Source organism: Aquitalea sp. FJL05, assembly GCF_003852595.1.
In the GTDB taxonomy this organism is placed as follows: domain Bacteria; phylum Pseudomonadota; class Gammaproteobacteria; order Burkholderiales; family Chromobacteriaceae; genus Aquitalea; species Aquitalea aquatilis.
The window spans coordinates 120,989-142,595 of record NZ_QAJS01000010.1 but is presented as its reverse complement, the minus strand read 5'-3'; the positions used below and the strand labels follow the sequence as shown (position 1 = coordinate 142,595).

Genomic DNA, 21,607 nt, shown 5'->3' with positions numbered 1-21,607 from the left:
GCCGGTGCGGTCGGGGTGATCACCACCTGACCGGCGCTGATTTCAGCAGCGGTCAGTACATGACCGGCTTGCGCCACGCCATTGATGGTGACGTTCAGCGTATCGCCGGCCTTGGCATCGCTCGGCAGGCCGATGTTGACCGTATCGGTGGTCGCGCTGCCCTGCTCAGCCTTGTTGATGATGCCATCGTGGTTGGCGTCGGTGGCGATGACCACAGTCGGCGCGCTCGGTGCCACGGTATCCAGCGTGCCACTGTCGCTACCCTGGCCGGAGGTATTACCCACGGCATCGGTCTGGGTGGCGGTGATGGTGACTGCTGCGTCCTGTGCCGGCGGGGTCATGCTGATGGTGACCGTGCCGTTGCTGTAACTGCTGCTGACCGTGCCGTCGGCACCGGTCACGCTGCCATCGCTGTGCACCACCAGCGTGGTGATATGGCCGCCATCGTTAACCACGATGGTGGCGCTGCCGTTTTTGGCCAGATCGGTGGCGTCCAGCTTGACGGTGGCTTCCACCTTGCCGTTGACCAGATCACCCGCGCCAATCACGCCGTTGGGATCATTATGTTCGGCGATGGTCACCGTCGGCGTGGCCGGCGGTGTGGTATCGATGATGGCGGTGCCGGTGGCGCTGGCAGATGTACCTGCGGCATTGGTGCTGGTGGCAATCAGGGTGTCGGTGCCATCCGGTAGCGGCGACGACGGTGTCAGCTGCCAGTTGCCATCACTGCCTACGACCGCGCTGCCGATAACAGCGCCGGCAGCATTGCTCACCACGACGGTCAGGCCGGGAATGCCGGTACCGTGAATGGTGGGGGTGGCGTTGTTGGTAGCGCTGATGTTGTCGATGGAAACGCTGATGGGCGTGGTCGCTGCAGCAGCCACTGGCGCAGGCGTGGTACTGAAGGTATCGCCCTGCACGGTGGGTACCACCACTTCCGTAGTGGCGCTACTGTCCAGGCTGATGCTGTTGAGGGTTTCGCTGATGCGCACCAGACGGACAAAGCCGTGGCTGCCCTCATCGGCGGCACCGCCCGCATTCAGACCGGCTGCAGCGGAGTCGAGCTGCGCCAGCGGATCCTGACCATTTTCCAGGGCGGCCAATACTTGTTGCGCTTCCGGGGCCAGCTTGGCCACGGCGGCCTCGCTCTTGTCGGTGCTTTGCGGCATCAGGGTTTCGTCAGTCAGTGCCAGATCACGTGGGCCATCCACCGTGATGCTGTCGCCACCGGCGCGGGAGACAGTCAGTGTGGCGCCATCCAGCAACACGACATGCTCGCCCGGCTGAATGATGTCGCCAGCCTTGAGAATGCGCTCGTGTCCCTGGGCATCGATGACTTTGACAACACCGTGGATGGCAACAACCTGACCTTGGATCGCGGGGGCATTCATAACTGACTCCTGAAGACGCAATAAGTATTGCGCCCAGATTAGTCAGGAGACTGGGAAAAACCTATTGTACTGAAGGGCAATTTCCTAATTATTTTCAGAAACTTCCTAGCATTGTTTAAAAACAAAGCCGCAGTGCCAAGCAGGCACTACGGCTTTGCACGCTAACAGGAGGAAGACTAGCCGCCCGTCAGCTTCAGCAGCAGCTGCAGACGGTCTTCCACCCCGAATTTCTGGAATACCGATGTCAGGTGCGCCTTGACCGTGCGTTCGGAAATATCCAGCAAACGGGCAATCTCCTTGTTGGCTTTCCCCTGACGCAGCGCCTCCACCACCGCCAGCTCGCGCTCGGACAATTTGGCAGCCAGCGGCGATGCCGGTGTCGCTGGCAGGCGGCTGCCGAAACGGGCGCACAACTGCTGCATGATGCTGCGGCCCACCCAGGTGCCGCCAGCGGCTACGGTCTCGAACATCTGCAGCAGCAAATCGCCCGTGCTCATGGCATGGGCATAGCCCACCGCTCCGCATTGCAGCCAGTACAGGCCTTCCGCATCGCTGGGCTGCGAGGACAGCGCCAGTACCCGGCAATGACGGCAGGCCTGGACGATGTCCTGCTCCACCACGCTTTGCTGGGCCAGATCGACCAGCACCAGGCTGTCCGCCGCCACGGCATGGCGGTTGAGCACCGCCAGATCAGCCAATCGCAAGGCATCTTGCAGGCCCAGGCTATCGGCCCAGTAGTCGGCCAGCGCCGGGCTGGCCGTAATCAGGATCACACTGTCGCTCATCGTTCGGTCAAAGCCTCTGCCTTGGCGCGCAGCACCGGTTTCAACAGGTAGGAAAGAATGCTCTTCTTGCCGGTCATGATGTCCACCTGGGCCACCATGCCCGGAATGATGGGCAGGTGCTTCTCGCCCAGCGCGCCCTGTCTGGTACGCACCTTGACGATATAAAAGGCATTGCCCTTGTCATCGGTCACCGTATCGGCACCGATTTCCTGCAAGCTGCCCTCCATCCCGCCATACACGGTGTAGTCATAGGCGGTAAAACGCACCATGGCACGCTGACCAGGGCGCAGGAAGGCAATGTCGCGTGGCGAAACACGGGTTTCGATCATCAGCGAGTCTTCCAGCGGCACGATTTCCAGAATGTCCTTGCCCGGCTGCACCACACCACCAATGGTGTTGACGAACAGGCGCTTGACCTCGCCCTTCACCGGCGAGCGCACCTCGGACAGCTTCACCTTGTCCGCCAGGCCGGAACTGCCTGCCGACAGGCTGTTGATCTTGCCCATGGTGTCGGACAGATCAGCACTGGCCTGATTGCGGAAATTCAGCTCCACTTCCTGAATCTTGTGGTTGGCTTCGCTGATGGCAGCCTGCAGCTTGGGAATCTGCGCCCCGGCCATGTCGCGCTCGCCCAGATAGCGCGATACATCGCGCTGCAGGCGCAGCAGGTCGACATCGGACACCGCGCCGGATTCCTTCAGGGGCTTGGTAACGGCCAGCTCGCGCTGGGTCAGCTGATAGCCTTGCTGCGCCTGTTCGTATCTGGCGCGCACCTCGTTCAACTCCTGCGAACGCTGGGTCAGCTCCTGGCGGGCAATGGACACCGTGGCATCCAGTTCGCGGCGCTTGGTCAGGTACAGATCCATTTCCTGCTTGGCCACATCGGGAGCCTGGGCGCTGACTTCCTTGGGCAGTTCGAACGGCACATTATTGGCGATGGCCCGCAGCCGTGCCGCCTTGCCGAGCAGGGACAGATACTGCGCCTGGTTTTCGTTGAGCGAGGAAACAAAGCGGGTATTGTCGATATTCAGCAGCAGTTGGCCTTTTTGCACGATCTGGCCTTCCTTCACCAGAATCTTGGAGACCACGCCACCATCCAGGCTCTGGATGTGCTGGTTTTGCGAAACCGGCACCACCTTGCCCTCACCGCGGGCCACTTCATCGATCTGCGACAGGCCGGCCCACAGCAGGGCCACCACCAACAGGCCCAGCATGGTCCAGACAAACACGCGCGGCCGCCCCGGGTTTTGTTCCAGAATGGCCCAGTCGCCATCGGTGGCGAAGTCCAGCCGGTCTTGCAGGTCGCGCGCGGCGGCCCAGTCCATCAGCTTGTCCCAGTAGGGCGAGGTTTTGTCCTGCCCGCGCAGGATCCAGCCTTGCAGCTTTTGCTTCCAGGTCGTTTTCATCAATTCGCCCTCCCTACCTGGCCCTGCTGCAATGCCTGAATCACGGCGGCTTTTTCGCCGTCGGCCACGATGGTGCCGTTGTCGATCACGATCAGCCGGTCTGCCAGCTCGAGCAAGGCATTGTGGTGGGTCACCATGATCATGGTCTTGCCGGCCATCACCTTCACCAGCATCTGCTTGATCTGGTTTTCGGTGCTGTTGTCCATATTGCTGGTCGGTTCGTCCATCAACAGGATGGGCGGTGCATTCAGCAGCGCACGGGCGATGGTGACGGCCTTGCGCTGGCCGCCGGACAGCGAATCGCCGCGCTCGCCAATAATCATGTCAAAACCCTGCGGATGGCCGTTGATGAACTCGGCCAGGCCGGCCAGTTCGGCCGCTGCGGCAATGCTGGCATCGTGCGCATGCGGCGCGCCCATGGCGATGTTCTGGCGCAAAGTGCCATAGAACAGTACCGAATCCTGCGGCACATAGCCGATATGGCGGCGCAATTCAGCCGGGTCGATCTGGTTGATATCGATGCCGTCAACGCGTACCGAGCCTTCCGTTGGCCGGAACAGGCCGAGAATCAGTTTTTGCAGGGTGGTCTTGCCAGAGCCGACACGGCCGATAATGGCCACCCGCTCGCCCGCCTTGATCTTGAACGACACATTGCGCAAGGCCACTTGCGGATTGTCCGGGTAGCTGAAGGACACATTGCGGAATTCGATCTCACCCTGAAAACTGGTGCGATGGAAGAAATTGGCATCCTGCTCGCGCTCCACCGGCATTTTCATGAAGCCATCCAGCGAAGACAGCGAGGTCTTGGCATTGTGGTACTGGGTCAGCAGCCCCACCAGCTGGCCTAACGGTGCCATGGCACGGCCGGACAACATCACCGCCGCAATCACCCCGCCCTGCGAGGTATTGCCGTCCATGATCTGGTACACACCCAGCACCAGCATCACGATGGAAACCAGCTGGGTAATAAAGCCGGCAAAGGTATTGGCCGAGGTCGCCAGCAGCTTCAGCCGCGCGCCCACCTGGGCCAGATACAGCGTGCCCTGCTCCCAGTGCCCCTGTTGCTGGCCTTCGGCCGCCAGGATCTTGATGGTTTCCAGCCCGGCCAGATTTTCCACCAACTGGGCATTACGCTGGGCCGAAGCACGCAGGGTGGCTTCGGTCAGCTCTTTCATTTTTTCCTGGATCAACAAGGCAAACACGATCATCAGCACCCCGCCCACCACCACCGGCAAGGTCAGCAGCGGCGACACCCACAGGATGGCCAGCAGGAAGATCAGCACGAAAGGCAGGTCGATCAGCGCCGTGATGGAGGCCGAGGCGATGAAATCGCGCACCGTTTCAAAGGCGCGCAGATTGGACGAGAACGCCCCCACCGAGGCCGGCCGGGCTTCCATGCGAATACCCAGCACCCGCTCCATGATCAGGCTGGACAGGGTCACGTCCACCCGCTTGCTGGCCAGGTCGATCAGATAGGCCCGGGTCATCTTCAGCAGGAAATCGAAAATCAGCGCCAAGAGACCGCCAATCGCCAGTACCCATAGCGTTTCGGTCGCCATATTGGGTACCACCCGGTCGTAGACATTCATCGACACCAGTGGAATGACCAGCGCAAACAGGTTGATCAGCAAGGCGGCGATCATCGAATCGCGATACAGCGGCAGACCACCGTAAACCGTCTGCCAGAACCAGTGGCGCGAACGGATCTCGCCCAGTTCGGGCGCGCGGCGTTCGAAATTGAAGCGTGGCCGCACAAAAATGGCCAGGCCGGCATATTTCCCGGCCAGATCAGCCAGCGGAATGCTGGTTTCCGCTTCGGTCAGCTCGGCAAAACTCACGCGCGCCATGCCGCTTTCGCGGTCGATCCCACGCAGGATGCAAGCCTCATCGCCGTGCAACAGCAGCACGGCCGGCAGCAGCTGCTCGCGCAGCTTGTCCAGCGGCTGGCGCACCACGCGCGAAGTCAGGCCGATCCGCCGCGCCGAGCGCGAAAACATCGAGGGATTCAGCCGGTTGTTGATCAGGGGAATACCCGCTACCAGCGACTCGCGGGTGGCGTTGATGCCATAGGAACGCGCCAGAGCGAACAGGCAATCCAGCAAGGGGTCCAGATGGGTTGCCTGCAGGGGAATGGAGCTATGTTGCGGTTCCGGTGAAGGGGAATGCATGCGCTGCCCTCAATATGCTTTTGTTGTTGGCGGCTGGTGAGCGGGTCGCCGTTAATGCCGACATTCTAATGGAAGCTGCTATATCGGCAAATTGTTAAGAATAGTTAAAATATTTACTTGAAAATAATGCCATTAAAAGCTGTTATTTTTAGTACTTCATTGTAATTACAGCTGAATCCTCATAAAAAAACCTGCACAAGGCAGGTTTTGAAAAAAATATCAGCCGCACTGGACTCAATGCGCAGGTCGTTTGAAGCTGCGGGCAAAGCCCAGCACGCAGGCAAAAAACAGTACGCTGATGGCTACCTCGCACAGGGCCAGCGTCTGCGACAGGCCACGGTCACCCCAGCTGCGCATGATGCCTTCGGTGAAGAACGCCAGAATGAACATGCTGGACCACTGATAGGTATACAACCGCTCTTTCAGGATGCCCATCAGCGGGGCCAGCAGCACAACCGCCTTGAGCGCCAGGAAGGAGCCGCCCGGCCGCAGTGGTGCCAGCCACAGCTCCCAGGCCAGGGTCAGCAGAATCAGCGCCACCAGACTGGCAGTCGCTCCATAGTGAAACAGTTTGCGGTTCATTTTTCCTGATTTCCGGCGGGTTCGGCTGGCGCGGGACGCGCCATGAATGCAGCCATGATGATGCCTACTTCGTACAGCAACCACAGCGGCACCGCCAGCATGGTTTGCGACAAGACATCGGGGGGGGTCACCACCGCGGCCACCACGAAGGCGCCGACGATGACATAAGGCCGGCCCTCGCGCAGCTTGGCCACCGACACCACCCCCATGCGCACCAGCACGATGACGATGATGGGGACTTCAAAGGTGACGCCAAAGGCCAGGAACATACCCATGACGAAGGACAAATACTTGTCGATGTCCGTCATCATGCTCACCCCGCTGGGCGTCATCATGGAAAAGAAATGAAACGCCACCGGAAACACCAGGAAATAAGCAAAACTCATCCCCAGCAAAAACAGCAGCACGCTGGCCACCACCAAGGGCAGGATCAGCTTCTTTTCATGGCTGTACAGCCCAGGGGCCACAAAGGCCCAGATCTGATACAGGGTATTGGGCAGGGAGATGAGGAAGGCCACCAGCATGGTGAGCTTCATCGGCACGAAAAAGGTGGCGGTGACTTCGGTGGCGATCATGCTGCCACCATTGGGCAGCGCATCCAGCAGCGGCTTGGCCAGCAGATGGTAGATGTCAGCAGACCAGTGAAACAGGCCGAGAAACACCAGCAGCAGTCCCAGAATGGCGCGCACCAGCCGTGTACGCAATTCCAGCAGGTGGGCAAGCAGAGGTTGTTCGTTCATGCGTGAGGGCGGGATTCGGTAGCAGGCTGCGCGGCAGCCGGAGGAGGATCATCAAACAGGTCGAGCTGGTTTTCGTCGCGCGCAGGCGGTTCGGCCGCACTGTTTTCCACCACCAGTGCCGACACCACGGCCGCTGGCGCGGCAGGTGCCTGCAGATCAAGCCCACCGTGAATGCTGCGTTCGGCTTCCACGAAGGGGGCGGTGGCCTCGCCGGATAGCTGTTGCAACTGGGCAGACTGCTCGGCCATCACCTGGCGCACGCCCTGCACTTCGCTTTCCATCTGCGACTTGAAGCTATTGGCCGCATCCTGGATATCGTTGCGCAGGCCATCCAGCCCGCTCAGATTGGCCTGCTGATGGATGTCGGCCTTGACGCTGGCAACAAAACGCTGCGCGCGCGCCACCAGCGCACCCAGAGTACGGGCCACGGTGGGCAGCCGCTCGGGCCCCAGCACCACCAGGGCCACGATGCCGATCAGGAGGATCTCACCAAAACTGATATCGAACACGGCGCGCCCTGTGGGTTATTTCTTGTCGGATTCGTTGTCGATGATGCGGCCAGATTCGGCAGGCTTGTCGGCCTTTTCGTTCTCGCCCTTCATGCCTTCCTTGAAGCCGCGCACCGCGCCGCCCAGGTCTTCACCCACGTTTTTCAGTTTTTTGGTGCCGAAAATCAGCACCACGATCAACAGCACCACCAGCCAGTGCCAGATACTGAAAGAACCCATTGCTACTTCCTTTCCAAATAGTCTGGCGCGCCGGCAAGCGGCGCACCGTCAAAACCGTTCAGCCCTTGTGGCCGAAAACATGCACATGCAGGTGGAACACTTCCTGGCCACCGCCACGACCGGTATTGATGCCGGTCTTGAAGCCGGCGCTCAGGCCCTGCTCTGCTGCCAGTTTCGGCACCAAGCCCATGATGCGGCCCAGCAAGGCTTCGTGTTCCGGGCCGCAGTCGGCCAGCGAGGCCACATGCAGCTTGGGAATGATCAGGAAATGCACCGGTGCAATCGGGCGGATGTCATGGAAGGCGACGACATCCGCGTCTTCGTAAATCTTGTTGCAAGGGATGTCCCCTGCGGCGATCTTGCAGAAAATGCAGTCACTCATTGCTTGGTCCTGTACGAATGGTTCAGGAAGGACGGGAGGCTTTTTCGTCGATGCCGGAAATGCCCTCGCGGCGATGCAGCTCCATCAGCACATCTTCCGGGCGCAGGCCATGATAAGCCAGCAACACCATGGTGTGGAACCACAGGTCGGCGACTTCGCGCACCAGATGCAGCTTGTCCTTGTCCTTGGAGGCCATCAGGGTTTCGGCGGCTTCTTCTGCCACCTTTTTCAGAATGGCGTCTTCACCCTTGTGAAACAGCGAGGCGACATAAGAGGACTGGGGGCTCGCTTCGCGGCGGGCTTCCAGCGTATCGGCAACCGTCTTGAGCACATCGAAGGTCATGATGCTTCACCTTTGCATACTGGGAATTCGGCAAGTATAGGCCGATTCGGACATCGGCCGTTAGCGCTTGGCATGGGCTGCCATTGTAGCGGGTGAGCATTGCCGCCATTTGATGCGGCGCAACTCAGTGCTGGTGATAAATAGCGTGCGGGTCTTTCAGCACGGCATCCACTACCGTCCAGCCACCATGTTCAAAGCGGCGGTAGAAGCAGCTTTCGCGGCCGGTATGGCAGGCAATGCCGCCGGCCTGCTGGATCTGCATCACGATCACGTCGCCATCGCAATCCAGCCGCAGCTCCTGCACGGTTTGCAGGTGGCCCGACTCCTCGCCCTTTTTCCACAGTTTCTGGCGCGAGCGGCTCCAGTAGTGGGCAATGCCGGTATCAGCGGTCAGTTGCAGGCTTTCGCGGTTCATCCAGGCCACCATCAGCACACGGCCGCTGGCGCTATCCTGGGCAATCGCCGTCACCAGGCCCTGGGCATCCCATTTGACTTCATCCAGCCAGTCGCTCATAGCCGTACCTCGATACCTGCGTCACGCATGGCCTCTTTGGCCTCGCGCACGGTGTATTCGCTGAAGTGGAAAATGCTGGCCGCCAGTACGGCATCCGCCTTGCCCAGCTTCACACCATCCACCAGATGCTGCAGATTGCCCACGCCACCGGAGGCAATCACCGGAATACCCACGCCTTCGGATACGGCCCGGGTCAGCGGCAGATTGAAGCCGATCTTGGTGCCGTCGCGGTCCATGCTGGTGAGCAGGATTTCCCCGGCACCATATTCCTGCATCTTCTGCGCCCACGCCACCGCATCGATGCCGGTACGATTGCGCCCGCCATGGGTAAACACTTCCCAGCGGTCGTTTTCCGGGGTCACTGCCTTGGCATCCACCGCCACCACGATGCACTGGCTGCCAAACTTGGCGGCCGCTTCGCGCACCAGATCCGGATTGGTCACGGCAGCGGTATTGATGCTCACCTTGTCGGCACCGGCGTTGAGCAGACGGCGGATGTCTTCCACCTTGCGCACGCCACCACCCACCGTCAGCGGGATGAACACCTGCTCGGCTACCGATTCGATCACATGCAGGATCAGATCACGGTCGTCAGAGCTGGCGGTAATGTCCAGAAAGGTGAGTTCGTCGGCGCCCTGCTCGTTGTAGCGACGGGCGATTTCCACCGGGTCGCCGGCATCGCGCAGCCCGACAAAGTTGACGCCCTTGACGACGCGACCGGCAGTCACGTCCAGGCAGGGAATAATGCGTTTGGCCAGAGTCATGTTCACGACACAAAAAAAGCTTGGCCGAAGAATCTTCGGCCAAGCTGGGGTTTAAGGCAGGATCAGGCCCCGGACAGTTCGTCGGCCAGCGTCTGCGCGGCAGCGAAGTCGATGCTGCCCTCGTAGATGGCCCGTCCGGTAATGGCACCTTCGATGCCTTCGTCTTCCACCGCACACAGATTGCGCACATCATCCAGATTGGTCAGGCCGCCAGAGGCGACGACCGGAATGGTGAGTGCCTGTGCCAGCTTGACGGTGGCTTCGATATTGACGCCGTTCATCATGCCGTCGCGGCCGATGTCGGTGTAGATCACCGAATTGACGCCGTAGTCCTCGAAGCGCTTGGCTAGGTCAATCACATTGTGATTGGTGATCTTGGCCCAGCCATCGATGGCGACCATGCCATCCTTGGCATCCAGGCCGACAATCACCTGACCGGGGAAAGCATCGCAGGCATCATGCAGGAAGCCGGGGGTTTTCACCGCCGCCGTCCCGATGATGACGTAGGCCAGGCCCATGTCGAGGTATTTTTCGATGGTGTCCAGATCGCGAATGCCGCCACCCAGCTGAACCGGCATGTCATCGCCCACTTCCTGCAGAATCGAGCGGATGATGTTCAGGTTCTTGGGTTTGCCGGCAAAGGCACCGTTCAGGTCAACCAGATGCAGACGACGGGCTCCCTGGTCTCGCCAGTGAGTGGCCACCTTGACCGGATCGTCAGAAAACACGGTGGCATCGTCCATAACGCCTTGTTTCAGGCGTACGCATTGACCATCCTTGAGGTCGATAGCGGGTATAAGCAGCATGGTGCTAGATCAACGTAAGTTAAACACTGCCGTCCCATGCCAGGAAGTTCTTCATCATCTGAAGTCCGGCACGGTGGCTCTTTTCGGTATGAAATTGCGTCGCAAAGATATTGCCACGCCCGACGATACAGGAAAACCTGTCCGGGTACTCACTTTCCGCCAGCGTCAGCGCCGCATCGGCCGGGGCGAAGTGGTAACTATGGACAAAATAGAAACGCTCGCCATCCTCGATCCCGGCAAACAGCGGATGGGATACGGTCTGGTAAACACGGTTCCAGCCCATGTGCGGCACCTTGAGGCGCTCGCCAGCGGCGTCTGTCAGGTTAGCCGAAAAGCGGACCACATTGCCCGGAAACAAGCCAAGTCCGGGGGTATCGCCTTCTTCACTGTGCTGGAAAAGCAACTGGGCACCCACGCAGATGCCAAAAAACGGCTTGGTCTGCGTGGTTTCACGTACGGCCTCGGCCAGACCGTAGCTGTTCAGCTCGCGCATGCAGTCCGGCATGGCACCCTGGCCGGGAAACACCACCTTGTCCGCCTTGACGATGGCTTCCGGGTCGCGGCTGAGGAAAATATCCGCCCCGGTTTCATTGACTGCCTGGATGGACTTGAGCACCGAGTGCAGATTGCCCATGCCATAGTCGATTACTGCGACTTTCATCATGCCCCTAACTGTTCCGGTGGAGATGGCCTGCGGCTCAGGCCGTCAGCGTGCCCTTGGTGGACGGTGTGGCACCACCCATGCGTTCGTCCACTTCACAGGCCATGCGCAGTGCGCGGCCAAAGGCCTTGAAGATGGTTTCGGCCTGGTGATGGCTGTTCACACCGCGCAGATTGTCGATATGCAGCGTCACCATGCTGTGGTTGATGAAACCATGGAAAAACTCGGAGAACAGATCGACATCAAACTGGCCGATGCTGGCGCGGGTGTAATCAACGTTGTACACCAGGCCGGGACGGCCGGAGAGGTCGATCACCACGCGGCTGAGCGCTTCGTCCAGCGGCACATAGGCATGGCCGTAACGGCGGATGCCTTTTTTGTCACCAATGGCCTTGGCAAAGGCCTGGCCCAGCGTGATGCCGATGTCTTCCACCGTGTGGTGGGCATCGATGTGCAAATCACCCTTGGCGACGATGTCCAGGTCGATCAGGCCGTGGCGGGCGATCTGGTCCATCATGTGGTCGAGAAAAGGCACGCCGGTATCAAAATGGCTGCGGCCATTACCATCCAGATTGATGGTGACGGTGATCTGGGTTTCCAGGGTATTGCGGGTAACGGATGCGGTTCTCATGATTTCAGGCAAAGTAGCGGTCCAGTGCGGCAAGCACGGCCGTGTTTTCTTCCGGGCTGCCCACCGTCAGGCGCAGGCAGTTGTCGAGCAGCGGGTGGCTGCCATGCAAGTTCTTGATCAGGATGCCATTTTTCTTCAGCCATGCAAACAGCTGACCGGCATCCGGCACCCGTAGCGTGATGAAATTGGCTTGCGAATCAAAAACGGTAGTCGCTGCAAACTGGCGCAGGGCCTGCAACAGGCGCTGGCGTTCGTCGCGCAGGGTTTGCGCCTGCTGCATGAACACATCCAGGTGGCGCAGCGCGAAACGGGCGGCGGCCTGGGTCAGCACATTGATGTTGTAGGGCGGGCGCACCTTGTCCAGCTCGTCCATCCATTCGGCAGGACCGGCAGCATAACCCAGGCGCAGGCCGGCCAGGCCCAGCTTGGACAGGGTGCGCATGACCAGCAGATTCGGCCGGCTGCCCGCCAGATCCATCAGGCTGTCGCTGGCAAAAGCCTGATAGGCCTCATCCACCACCACCAGGCCCGGCGCTGCATCCAGCACGGCCAGCACTTGCTCGCGGGCAAATTGGGGGCCGGTAGGATTATTCGGGTAGGACAGGAACACCACCGCCGGCTGCTGGCTGGCAATCGCCGCCAGCAGGGCCGGCAGATCAAGGCTGAAATCGGCATGCAGCGGTACACCCACGTACTGCAAGCCGGAGAACAGCGCATTCATGCGGTACATGACGAAGGACGGCTCCAGCGCCAGCATCACCGCGCCGGGCCGGGCCAGCGCCTGGCTGATCAGGGTAATGATTTCGTCCGAGCCATTGCCCAGCAGCACGCTGGCGGCGGCTGGGATGTCAAACGCAGCCTTGAGTTCGTCCTTGAGGCCGCCGCCATGCGGGTCGGGATAGCGGTTGATGGCGACATCGGCCAGGCATTGCCCCAGTTCGGCGCGCAGTGCGGCCGGCAAGGCATAGGGGTTTTCCATGGCGTCCAGCTTGAGCAGGCCGGCGGCATCAGATACATGGTAGGCCTTGATTCCGGTTATTTCCGGACGGACCAGTTGCTTGGCAGTCAATGTCATCACGATGGGGCTGTAGCGGTCATGGCGACCGGGCCAGCCATGCAGGTCAACAGGGGGCGTTGTCGGGACAACGCAGCAGGGGGCTATCCTACCGTGTTCGGCCCGTTTGGGCTACCCGGCCATGCCACGCGGATCCGGCGGCGGGGCCGGCAAAAACATGGCCAGACGCTGTCTGGCCATGTGCGCAGCAGGATAATCTGGCAGCCTCAGGGCTCCAGACGCAGCTCGGCGGCGCGGGCGTGGGCGGTCAGGCCTTCGCCATGCGCCAGTACGCTGGCGATCTTGCCCAGCTTCTGTGCTCCTGCCGCAGAAACACGGATCAGGCTGGAGCGCTTCTGGAAGTCGTACACCCCCAGCGGGCTGGCAAAACGCGCCGTGCGGCTGGTCGGCAACACATGGTTGGGGCCGGCACAGTAGTCGCCCAGGCTTTCCGAGGTAAAGCGGCCCATGAAGATGGCACCGGCGTGGCGCAACAGCGGCAGTTGCTGTTCCGGCTCGCTGACCGACAATTCCAGATGTTCCGGCGCGATGTAGTTGGCAATCTCGCAGGCTTCGGCCAGATCGCGCACCTGGATCAGCGCACCACGGTTGCCCAGGCTGGCTTCGATGATGGCGCGACGCGGCATGGTCGGCAGCAGCTTTTCGATGCTGGCTTCCACTTCGGCAATGTACTCGGCCGACGGACACAGCAGGATGGCCTGGGCGATTTCGTCGTGCTCGGCCTGGCTGAACAGGTCCATGGCGATCCAGTCGGCCGGGGTGTTGCCATCGCAGATCACCAGAATCTCGGACGGGCCGGCCACCATGTCGATGCCCACCACGCCAAATACCCGGCGCTTGGCAGCGGCGACATAGGCATTGCCCGGACCGGTAATCTTGTCCACCTGCGGAATGGTGGCCGTGCCATAGGCCAGGGCCGCCACGGCCTGCGCGCCGCCACAGGTGAACACCTTGTCCACCCCGGCGATGAAGGCGGCAGCCAGCACCAGGTCATTGCGCTCGCCCTGCGGGGTGGGCACTACCATGATGATTTCGCCCACGCCAGCCACTTTGGCCGGCATGGCATTCATCAGCACCGAACTGGGATAGGCGGCCTTGCCACCGGGCACATAGATGCCGACGCGGTCCAGCGGCGTCACCTGCTGACCCAGCAGCGTGCCGTCTTCGTCTTCGTAGCTCCAGGAGTGGGCCAGCTGCTTCTCGTGGTAACGGCGCACGCGTTCGGCAGCCGCGCTCAGCGCCTGTTGCACCTCGGCCGGCAAACGGTGCCAGGCGGCTTCCAGCTGTTCGCGCGACAGGGTGAGATCGGCCATGGAGGTGGCCTGCATGCGGTCGAAGCGGTTGGTGTACTCCAGCACGGCAGCATCGCCACGCGCCTTGACATCATCACAGATGGCGGCAACTGCGCTGTCCACCGCCGGGTCCTGCGCGGTTTCAAAAGCCAGCAGGGCTTGCAATTGCTGCTGGAAATCAGCTTGGGTAGAAGACAGTTTCAGCATGGGATTCCGTTCCTGCCTTATGCCGGCACGGCAGAGGCAAAGGCATCCAGCACCGGCTGGATGCGGTCGTATTTGAGTTTGAGCGCAGCCTGATTCACCACCAGCCGCGAGCTGATGTCGATGATATGTTCGACGGCAACCAGATTATTGGCGCGCAGCGTGCCACCGGTGGACACCAGATCGACGATGGCATCGGCCAGGCCCACCAGCGGTGCCAGCTCCATCGAGCCATACAGCTTGATGATGTCCACATGCACACCCTTGGCGGCAAAATGCTCGCGCGCAATCTTGGGATACTTGGTGGCGATTTTCAGTCGGGCGCCCTGGCGCACGGCGTTCTGGTAGTCGAAGCCGTTTTCCACTGCCACCATCATCTTGCACTTGGCGATATTCAGGTCCAGCGGCTGGTACAGGCCATCACCGCCGTGTTCGATCAGCACATCGCGGCCGGCGATGCCCAGATCGGCAGCGCCGTACTGTACATAGGTGGGGACATCGGAGGCTCTTACAATCACCAGCCGCACGTCTTCATGGTTGGTGCCGATAATGAGCTTGCGCGAGGATTCCGGATCTTCCGCCGGAACAATGCCGGCGGCAGCCAGCAGGGGCAGGGTTTCTTCAAAGATGCGCCCTTTGGACAGGGCAATAGTCAGGGTCATGATATTAAGCAGGCAATAGGGAAAAGAAGGGAAACCGTCATCAGCCGACCAGGGCGCGCCGTTCGCGCTCCAGCTGGCCGACATAACGCTGCACCAGCGTTTCCGACGACGGAGTCATATTGAGAAAGGCGCAACCGGCACGGACGGCTTCATTGCCGTTGCGCAGCTGGGTGGTCAGGCGGTGGCGGATTTCGATGCCCACCCGCAAACTGCCCAGCGGTTTCAATTCGAATGAACAATTCTGGTATTTCTGGCCCAGATCAAAACCGGGCGCATGCGCTGCCGGCAGCCACAGGCTGCAGCCACCCAGGCTGATGTCGAACAGCACCAGATCCAGCGGCCGGCCGGGGTAATCGGCAATATGGCAGCTGACCGGATTGCTGACCGGGGTCTGGATGCGGAAAAACTCGCGCCGCTGCAGCTTGATCACCTGCTCGGGCAGGTCCACTTCGAAGGCCGGGCCGCTGTCCAGCATCACCTTGCGGGCAGCGGTGGTAACAAACTGGGTCTTGACCCCGTCCGGCGAGCAGACAAACACATTGCGTTCGCTGGCGAGCAGTTGTTCATTGGTGGCCGGATCAGCCCCCCAGTCGAGCAACAACACGCCACGCTTGGCATCCACCTCCAGAAAGCGGGTGAGAATGAAGGTTTTTCCCTTGTTGGAAAACACCGTCACCATATGCCCGGACCTGGCGATAGACGCCAGATGATGCACGACCTCAACCGGGGTGGCCAGGATATACCTGGTCATATCGGGCTGGGCATGGTCGCTGTGCAGCATACCGGGGTTGTTGTCTTCGCTCACGATGGGCGCTTCTTTCCGCAGTCAAAGATGGATGATTGCCTGAATTCTAGCGTAACAGCTGACGAATATCATGAGTCAGGCTGTCTGCCGGCGTGGCATAAGCCTCATAAACCCGTAATTTTCCGCTTTTGTCGAACAGATAGGAGCCGGCACTGTGGTCTACCGTGTAAGCGCCACCCGGCACGGCCACTTTCTGCGCCACCACCTTGTAGGCTGATTTGACCTGCTCGATCTGCGCCGCGCTGCCGGTGAGGCCGACAAAACGGGAGTCGAAGTGCGGCACATAGCCGGCCAGTACCGCCGTGGTATCGCGCTCCGGGTCGACCGTGACAAACAATACCTGCACCTTGTCAGCGTCCGGCCCCAGCTTTTTCATGACTGTGGCGTATTCCAGCATGGTGGTGGGGCAGACATCCGGACAATGGGTATAGCCGAAGAACAGCGCGACCACCTTGCCGGAGAAGTCGGACAGCTTGCGCGGCTGGCCCAGGTGGTCGGTCAGGCTGAAATCGCCGCCCAGCTGGGTATCGCTCATGTCCGTGCCTTTGAGATCCAGCTTGGGGGCCGCCGGCGGCGCGCAGGCAGCCAGTGCGGCAAACAGCATGAACAGGGAAAGCAAACGTAGCAGATGGCGCATCAGGAAACCGGTAGCAGACAGTAATGATCGGACAGCATCGCGGCAAACAGCCAGGTCAGATACCAGATCGACCAGGAAAAGGTGCGGCGAGCCAAGGCGTCAGCATACTGACGATGCAGTTGCACAGCAAGAAACAAGAAGCGTCCGTCCAGTGCCAGCGCAGCCAGCAGATACAGCCAGCCGGCCACGCCCAGCGCCACCGGCAACAGGGTGACCGCAGTCAGCAGCAGGGTGTACAGCAGAATGGACAAGGTGGTGAAACCTTGGCCATGCGTCAGCGGCAGCATGGGCAGGCCGGCGCGGGCGTAGTCGGCACGCCGGTACAGCGCCAGCGCCCAGAAGTGCGGCGGTGTCCAGGTGTAGATGATCAACAGCAGCAACAGCGCATGCGGGCTGACCTGCCCGGTCATCGCCGTCCAGCCCAGCAGTGGCGGCATGGCCCCGCTGATGCCACCGATGACGATGTTTTGCGGTGTGTACGGTTTCAGCAGCAGGGTATACACCAGTGCATAGGCCAAGAGGGTGGCCAGCGTCAGCCAAGCGGTCAGTGCATTGACCCAGCCCCACAGCAGCAGCATGCCACCGCCGCCCAGCAGCAAGGCCAGCAGCAGGGTTTCACCGCGCCCGGCGCTGCCCCGCGCCGTGGCACGCCAGGCGGTACGCAGCATGCGGGCATCCAGCGCACGCTCCAGCAGGCAGTTGAGCATCGCCGCCGCGCCAGCCATCAGCGCAATACCCAAGGTAGCCGGCAATAGCAGCCGCAGCGCCGGCAGCGCTGGCTGCGACAGCAACATGCCGATCACGGCACAGAACACGATCAGCGCCACCACGCGCGGTTTGGCCAGTTGCAGCATGGCCCACGCATGCGCCCATCCCGCTTGCAATCTGATACTGGCAGACATGGCCGTGCTCCCTCTCGCCCGTTTCACAGTCGGCGCGACAGCATGCCGCCGCGCCAGGCTTGGCCTGGCCTGCTGTGGCTCTGCCAGCCCAGCCAGCTCTTTCGCAGCGGACGATAGCCGGCCTCCGGCACTGGCAGGCGGCACAGCAGGATGCAGCTGCTCGCCAGCAGCAGCATGGCCCCGACATGATGGGCCAGCGCCAGCGGCAAGGGGTGCAGCCACAACACATTGGCTACGCCCAGCAGCAGTTGCAGCAGAGCAAGCGCCATGAGCAGCCGCAGCTGTTGGCGCAGGCCGGGGCAAGACCACAAGCGCCAGCACAGCAGGCCCAGCACCAGCGTCACCAGTAGTGCACCCAGCCGGTGCAGCCAGTGCATGGCTACCAGGCTGGCCATGGGCAAGGCCCCGCTCCGCAATACAAAGGCGTCAGCAAGCGACGATAGTGGCCACCCGCTGCCGTTGCAGCCGGGAAAGCCCTGGCAGGCCAGGGCCGCCTGATGGGACGACACCCAGCCACCCAGCGCAATCTGCCCCGCCAGCACGAGCAGCCACAGCCACGCCAGCCTGCGCTGGCCCGCCGTCACCCGCACACCCGGCCAGTGGCTGCCAACGGCCTGCCACAGCAACAAGGCCAGCAGGCTCATGCCCAGCAACAGATGGGCGGTGACCACCAGCGGCTGCAGCCGCATGGTGACCGTCAACATGCCCAAGCCCGCCTGCAAGGCCAACAGCAGCAGCAGCAAGCCAGCGACACGCTGCTGCCGGCCGCTGCGCCAAGCCTGCAGCGCCTGCCACAGGATCAACAGCCCCAGACTGCCCGCCAGATAGCGATGCAGCATTTCCTTCCAGGCCTTGTCGGGACTGACCGGGCCATCCGGCTGCAACTGCATGGCCTGCTCGATGGCCACGGCAGCATGCGCCGGGCTGAGCCGGCCGTAACAACCCGGCCAGTCCGGGCAGCCGAGGCCAGCATCGGACAAACGCACATAAGCCCCCAGCGGCAGCACCACACAGGCCAGCAACAGGGCCAGCCAGGCCAGTTTCCTCATTGCGGCCTCCTTGCTGCCGGCCACAGCCGGCGGCTGTACGGCATCATCCCAAGCCGTTGTTTACCTTCATCAGCTGCTGTACTTCCTTGATGATCTTGTCCGGCCGCAGCCCGTCCGGGTAAAACAGCACCTGGTTGCCCAAGGGGTCGATCAGGTAAAAACCATCGGCTCTGACCGGCAAGCGGTTGGTCGCCACGGCCAGCTGCACGAAACCCTCTGCCGCTGCCGGTGCGGCGGCGCTGTACAACAGCACCCGGCGCAAGCGGCTGGCGGCCTCACCCTGGGCCAGATGGATCTGCCGCATGGTGAACAGACGCTGCTGACATGCCTGCTCGCAACGGCCCTGAAACTGGCTGACCAGCACCCACTGCTTGCCGGGCCAGTCTGCGCGGCTGGCGGCGGCAAAGGACTGGGTCGGCAGCAGTTCCCCGGCGCTTTTACCCCCTGCCGGCGGCCAGTAGTGATAGCTGAACCAGGCCGCCAGCAGGGGCAGCAGGCAGAGTAGCAAGATCAGCAGCAACACCAGCCGGCTGTAGCGTCCCGTATTCATCGCACCCTCCATCGCCCTGGCCATTGCCATGGCCGCAGCAAGAGCAGCAGGCATAGCGCCAGCACCGCCCATTGCAGGGCATAGGCAAAATGTCGCTGTGCCGACAGTGCTGGCTGCAGCGGCCACGCCTGCAAACCGGGCAGTGCTGGCTGCAACACCAGCACCCCCTGCCGCCAGCGGCCCGGATACGCCTGCGGCAAAGCCGCCACGGCCACCTGATCCACCCGGCCGGCAATGCCCGACTGCGCGCCGGGCAAGGTCCAGCGCGCATGCCACGGCAGCCACTGCCCGCGCAACAGCGGTGGCAGCGACAAGGAGGGTTGCGGCCGGGAATCGGCCAGCCAGCCCAGGTCGAGCAGCAGCATGCTGTCATCCGCCAGCCGTACCGGCAGCAGCAGCCTTGCTCCCGGCTGCTCGTCCAGCAGGCTGTTGGCCAGCAGGATCACCGCCCCCAGCGGGCGGACCCCAGCCATGCTGTGGCGGGAATAGTCCGGGGCCTGGGCCAGTGGCACAGCGGACCACGACTGCGCCGGCTGGCTGGCGGCCTGTGCCAGCGCCTGTTCGCGCTGCCATGCGTCCATGCCGCGCAGCCCCTGCCAGCAGGCCAATACAAAAGGTAACAACACACATAGCAACAGAAGCCCACGATTGCGCTTTTTGCCACTAGACTGAAAGCATGTTTTTGCAGGCACAGCAGCACCGGAGGGCTCAGCCATGAAAATCGTCATCGTCTTTTTGCTTGCCTGCATCGTGCTGGCCCTGTTCTGGGGGCTATCCGGCCTGCTCAAGGCCGAGTCCGGTTCGCAGCGGCTGATCCGTTCGCTGACCTTGCGGCTGGGCTTGTCCATTGGTCTGTTCATCCTGCTGTTGCTGGGTGTGCTGTTTGGCTGGTGGCGTCCCCATCAGCCCAGCTAGGCTGGCTGCATCTACAGGCAGTAGACAAAGACAAACAGCAACAACCACACCACATCGACAAAATGCCAATACCAGGCCGCGGCCTCGAAGGCGAAATGGTGTTGCTGGTCGAAGTGCCCGCGCAGCACCCGTAACCACACCACCAGCAGGATGGCACTACCCAGCAAGACATGCAGGCCGTGCAGGCCGGTCAGCATGTAGAAGGTCATGCCGTAGCCCCCCGCTGACAAGGTCAGCTGCTGTGCCGTCCAGGCATGGTGGTATTCGATGGCCTGCAGACAGAGAAAAATCAGTCCCAGCACGATGGTGATGAGCAGGCCCAGCTTCAGTTGTGCCCGTCGCTCCAGTAGCAGGCCCCAGTGCGCCCAGGTCAGGCTGACCGCAGAAGACAGCAGGATCAGCGTATTGAGCGCCGGCAGCCCCCAGGCTTCCATGGCCTGATAAGCCGGCCCCGGTGACGGGGCGGTCAGCAGCGGCCAGCTGGCGGAAAAATCCGGATAGAGCAATTTGTAATCCAGGCTGCCCAGCGTCGGCAGCGCCACCTGGCGCACCCAGAACAGCGCCGCAAAGAATGCGCCAAACAGCATGACTTCCGAGAAAATGAACCAGCCCATGCCCCAGCGGAAGGACAGCGCCTCCTGCCCGTGATAGCGGCCGCCCACGCTCTCACCGATGACATCGCCAAACCAGCCAAACAACATGCGCAGCAGGATCAGCCCACCCAGCGCCAGCACCCACCAGCCCAGCAGCATGCCGTTGACGGCAAACGCCGCCCCCAGTCCCAGGCAGAACAATGCCACGGCGCCCAGCACCGGCCAGCGCGATGGTGCGGGGACGAAATAGTGCGCCGGCCCATGCTCATCCAGTAGCGCCATGATGTTCTCCTCAATGGCTTATCCAGTTCACCAGTAGCAGCAGCACGCTGATCAGCGCCGCCACCAGCAACAAGGCAGTGGTAATCAGCTGCAGCGGCCGCAAACGTCCGTCCTGCTGTGCCGCCTGCTGCCGGCGGATACCGACAAAAGCTGCCAGTACCGCCAGCACACCACGCCACCAGCTCATGGCCTGCCCTCCCCCTGCGGTACATCGAACACGCTGTACGACAGGGTGATGCTGTCTATCGCGGCCGGCAGTGTCCGGTCTATCACCAGCACCACCGGGAAACGCCGCGTCTCGCCAGGCAGAAACACCTGTTGGCGAAAACAGAAGCACTCCAGCTTCTTGACATAAGTAGCAGCCTCGGCCGGCAGATAGCGCGGAATCGCCTGCCCCACCACCCGCTGCTGGCTGTTATTGCGCAGCTCGTATTGCAACTGGATGAACTGCCCGGTTTTCACCTGTAGCCGTGATTGCAGCGGCCTTACCTGCCAGGGCAGGCCAGGCTGCACCATGGCGTCCAGTTGCAGCCCCACCGGCCGTGCTGCAAGCTGCGCCGCATCCCTGCCCGGCAAGGCATCGGCCGCCACCACCCGGTTCAAGCCGGTCACCTCACAAATCACCCGGTACAGCGGCACCAGCCCCCAGGCAAAACCGAACATCAACAGCACCAGCAGCAACAGCCTGCGCAACAGGGTGAGATTGGCTGCCTGCATACCGCTGGCCATGGTGGTCTCCC

28 protein-coding genes are annotated in these 21,607 nt (G+C 61.7%); 1 reads left to right on the top strand and 27 read right to left on the bottom strand.

Annotation, left to right across the window (positions count from 1 at the left end):
• The 24 genes from DBR44_RS11245 to DBR44_RS11130 all read right to left on the bottom strand — a co-directional run.
• A partial coding sequence (locus DBR44_RS11245) for a retention module-containing protein (RefSeq protein WP_124644143.1) occupies positions 1 to 1,391 on the bottom strand: 1,391 nt, incomplete at its 3' end.
• 176 nt (positions 1,392 to 1,567) lie between these two features.
• On the bottom strand, positions 1,568 to 2,176 hold the full coding sequence (locus tag DBR44_RS11240; RefSeq protein WP_124644142.1) for a response regulator transcription factor: 609 nt from the start codon (positions 2,174 to 2,176) through the stop codon (positions 1,568 to 1,570).
• The gene (locus tag DBR44_RS11235) at positions 2,173 to 3,582 is read right to left on the bottom strand and encodes an HlyD family type I secretion periplasmic adaptor subunit (protein WP_124644141.1); all 1,410 of its coding nucleotides are present in this window, start codon (positions 3,580 to 3,582) and stop codon (positions 2,173 to 2,175) included. The genes DBR44_RS11240 and DBR44_RS11235 overlap by 4 nt, the downstream gene beginning before the upstream one ends.
• Complete coding sequence (locus tag DBR44_RS11230) at positions 3,582 to 5,750, bottom strand: type I secretion system permease/ATPase (protein ID WP_124644140.1); 2,169 nt, start codon at positions 5,748 to 5,750, stop codon at positions 3,582 to 3,584. Before DBR44_RS11230 ends, DBR44_RS11235 begins: the two co-directional genes overlap by 1 nt.
• A gap of 234 nt (positions 5,751 to 5,984) precedes the next feature.
• Positions 5,985 to 6,332 (bottom strand): DUF2069 domain-containing protein, encoded by a 348-nt coding sequence (locus tag DBR44_RS11225; protein WP_124644139.1) that lies wholly within the window; start codon positions 6,330 to 6,332, stop codon positions 5,985 to 5,987.
• The gene (tatC, locus tag DBR44_RS11220; RefSeq protein WP_124644138.1) at positions 6,329 to 7,072 is read right to left on the bottom strand and encodes a twin-arginine translocase subunit TatC; all 744 of its coding nucleotides are present in this window, start codon (positions 7,070 to 7,072) and stop codon (positions 6,329 to 6,331) included. The genes DBR44_RS11225 and tatC overlap by 4 nt, the downstream gene beginning before the upstream one ends.
• On the bottom strand, positions 7,069 to 7,581 hold the full coding sequence (gene tatB, locus DBR44_RS11215; protein WP_124644137.1) for a Sec-independent protein translocase protein TatB: 513 nt from the start codon (positions 7,579 to 7,581) through the stop codon (positions 7,069 to 7,071). The genes tatC and tatB overlap by 4 nt, the downstream gene beginning before the upstream one ends.
• Positions 7,582 to 7,596: 15 nt before the next feature.
• Entirely contained in the window at positions 7,597 to 7,800 is a 204-nt protein-coding gene (gene tatA, locus DBR44_RS11210; RefSeq protein WP_124644136.1) for a Sec-independent protein translocase subunit TatA, read from the bottom strand.
• A gap of 58 nt (positions 7,801 to 7,858) precedes the next feature.
• Positions 7,859 to 8,182 carry a histidine triad nucleotide-binding protein gene (locus DBR44_RS11205; protein ID WP_124644135.1) on the bottom strand — a complete coding sequence of 108 codons (324 nt, stop codon included), beginning with the start codon at positions 8,180 to 8,182 and terminating at the stop codon, positions 7,859 to 7,861.
• Between the two features lie 22 nt (positions 8,183 to 8,204).
• Entirely contained in the window at positions 8,205 to 8,525 is a 321-nt protein-coding gene (locus DBR44_RS11200; protein WP_103524731.1) for a phosphoribosyl-ATP diphosphatase, read from the bottom strand.
• A 124-nt stretch (positions 8,526 to 8,649) separates the two neighbouring features.
• Positions 8,650 to 9,039: a phosphoribosyl-AMP cyclohydrolase gene (gene hisI, locus DBR44_RS11195; protein ID WP_124644134.1), complete on the bottom strand. Its 390-nt coding sequence runs from the start codon at positions 9,037 to 9,039 to the stop codon at positions 8,650 to 8,652.
• Entirely contained in the window at positions 9,036 to 9,803 is a 768-nt protein-coding gene (hisF, locus tag DBR44_RS11190; protein ID WP_124644133.1) for an imidazole glycerol phosphate synthase subunit HisF, read from the bottom strand. The genes hisI and hisF overlap by 4 nt, the downstream gene beginning before the upstream one ends.
• Positions 9,804 to 9,865: 62 nt before the next feature.
• The gene (hisA, locus tag DBR44_RS11185; protein WP_124644132.1) at positions 9,866 to 10,609 is read right to left on the bottom strand and encodes a 1-(5-phosphoribosyl)-5-[(5-phosphoribosylamino)methylideneamino]imidazole-4-carboxamide isomerase; all 744 of its coding nucleotides are present in this window, start codon (positions 10,607 to 10,609) and stop codon (positions 9,866 to 9,868) included.
• Positions 10,610 to 10,628: 19 nt separating this feature from the next.
• Positions 10,629 to 11,270, bottom strand: a complete 642-nt coding sequence (gene hisH / locus DBR44_RS11180; protein WP_124644159.1) for an imidazole glycerol phosphate synthase subunit HisH — start codon at positions 11,268 to 11,270, stop codon at positions 10,629 to 10,631.
• A 37-nt stretch (positions 11,271 to 11,307) separates the two neighbouring features.
• Positions 11,308 to 11,901, bottom strand: a complete 594-nt coding sequence (gene hisB, locus DBR44_RS11175) for an imidazoleglycerol-phosphate dehydratase HisB (protein WP_124644131.1) — start codon at positions 11,899 to 11,901, stop codon at positions 11,308 to 11,310.
• 4 nt (positions 11,902 to 11,905) lie between these two features.
• A complete protein-coding gene (gene hisC, locus DBR44_RS11170) occupies positions 11,906 to 12,976 on the bottom strand; it encodes a histidinol-phosphate transaminase (protein WP_124644158.1) in 1,071 nt (356 codons plus the stop codon).
• Positions 12,977 to 13,182: 206 nt separating this feature from the next.
• Positions 13,183 to 14,475: a histidinol dehydrogenase gene (hisD, locus tag DBR44_RS11165; protein ID WP_124644130.1), complete on the bottom strand. Its 1,293-nt coding sequence runs from the start codon at positions 14,473 to 14,475 to the stop codon at positions 13,183 to 13,185.
• Between the two features lie 17 nt (positions 14,476 to 14,492).
• Positions 14,493 to 15,134, bottom strand: coding sequence for an ATP phosphoribosyltransferase (hisG, locus tag DBR44_RS11160; protein ID WP_124644129.1), 642 nt, complete (start codon positions 15,132 to 15,134; stop codon positions 14,493 to 14,495).
• 40 nt (positions 15,135 to 15,174) lie between these two features.
• Positions 15,175 to 15,939 (bottom strand): flagellar brake protein, encoded by a 765-nt coding sequence (locus tag DBR44_RS11155; protein ID WP_233578502.1) that lies wholly within the window; start codon positions 15,937 to 15,939, stop codon positions 15,175 to 15,177.
• Between the two features lie 46 nt (positions 15,940 to 15,985).
• Positions 15,986 to 16,576: an SCO family protein gene (locus tag DBR44_RS11150; protein WP_124644128.1), complete on the bottom strand. Its 591-nt coding sequence runs from the start codon at positions 16,574 to 16,576 to the stop codon at positions 15,986 to 15,988.
• Positions 16,576 to 17,478 carry a heme o synthase gene (gene cyoE / locus DBR44_RS11145; RefSeq protein WP_124644127.1) on the bottom strand — a complete coding sequence of 301 codons (903 nt, stop codon included), beginning with the start codon at positions 17,476 to 17,478 and terminating at the stop codon, positions 16,576 to 16,578. Before cyoE ends, DBR44_RS11150 begins: the two co-directional genes overlap by 1 nt.
• A 23-nt stretch (positions 17,479 to 17,501) precedes the next feature.
• Complete coding sequence (locus DBR44_RS11140; protein ID WP_124644126.1) at positions 17,502 to 18,527, bottom strand: heme A synthase; 1,026 nt, start codon at positions 18,525 to 18,527, stop codon at positions 17,502 to 17,504.
• Between the two features lie 43 nt (positions 18,528 to 18,570).
• A complete protein-coding gene (locus DBR44_RS11135; RefSeq protein WP_124644125.1) occupies positions 18,571 to 19,077 on the bottom strand; it encodes a hypothetical protein in 507 nt (168 codons plus the stop codon).
• The gene (locus DBR44_RS11130; protein WP_255424584.1) at positions 19,074 to 19,793 is read right to left on the bottom strand and encodes an SURF1 family cytochrome oxidase biogenesis protein; all 720 of its coding nucleotides are present in this window, start codon (positions 19,791 to 19,793) and stop codon (positions 19,074 to 19,076) included. The genes DBR44_RS11135 and DBR44_RS11130 overlap by 4 nt, the downstream gene beginning before the upstream one ends.
• Between DBR44_RS11130 and DBR44_RS11125 the strand changes: the two genes are divergently transcribed.
• Positions 19,792 to 19,992: a DUF2909 family protein gene (locus DBR44_RS11125; RefSeq protein ID WP_059284703.1), complete on the top strand. Its 201-nt coding sequence runs from the start codon at positions 19,792 to 19,794 to the stop codon at positions 19,990 to 19,992. The genes DBR44_RS11130 and DBR44_RS11125 overlap by 2 nt on opposite strands.
• A gap of 11 nt (positions 19,993 to 20,003) precedes the next feature.
• Here DBR44_RS11125 and DBR44_RS11120 read toward each other — a convergent pair whose 3' ends face one another.
• Genes DBR44_RS11120 through DBR44_RS11110 form a run of 3 tightly spaced genes read right to left on the bottom strand, consistent with a single transcriptional unit; the run spans position 20,004 to position 21,596 of the window.
• Positions 20,004 to 20,867: a cytochrome c oxidase subunit 3 gene (locus tag DBR44_RS11120; RefSeq protein ID WP_124644123.1), complete on the bottom strand. Its 864-nt coding sequence runs from the start codon at positions 20,865 to 20,867 to the stop codon at positions 20,004 to 20,006.
• Between the two features lie 10 nt (positions 20,868 to 20,877).
• Positions 20,878 to 21,054 carry a DUF2970 domain-containing protein gene (locus DBR44_RS11115; RefSeq protein ID WP_124644122.1) on the bottom strand — a complete coding sequence of 59 codons (177 nt, stop codon included), beginning with the start codon at positions 21,052 to 21,054 and terminating at the stop codon, positions 20,878 to 20,880.
• Positions 21,051 to 21,596 carry a cytochrome c oxidase assembly protein gene (locus DBR44_RS11110; protein ID WP_124644121.1) on the bottom strand — a complete coding sequence of 182 codons (546 nt, stop codon included), beginning with the start codon at positions 21,594 to 21,596 and terminating at the stop codon, positions 21,051 to 21,053. Before DBR44_RS11110 ends, DBR44_RS11115 begins: the two co-directional genes overlap by 4 nt.
• Positions 21,597 to 21,607: the final 11 nt, after the last annotated feature.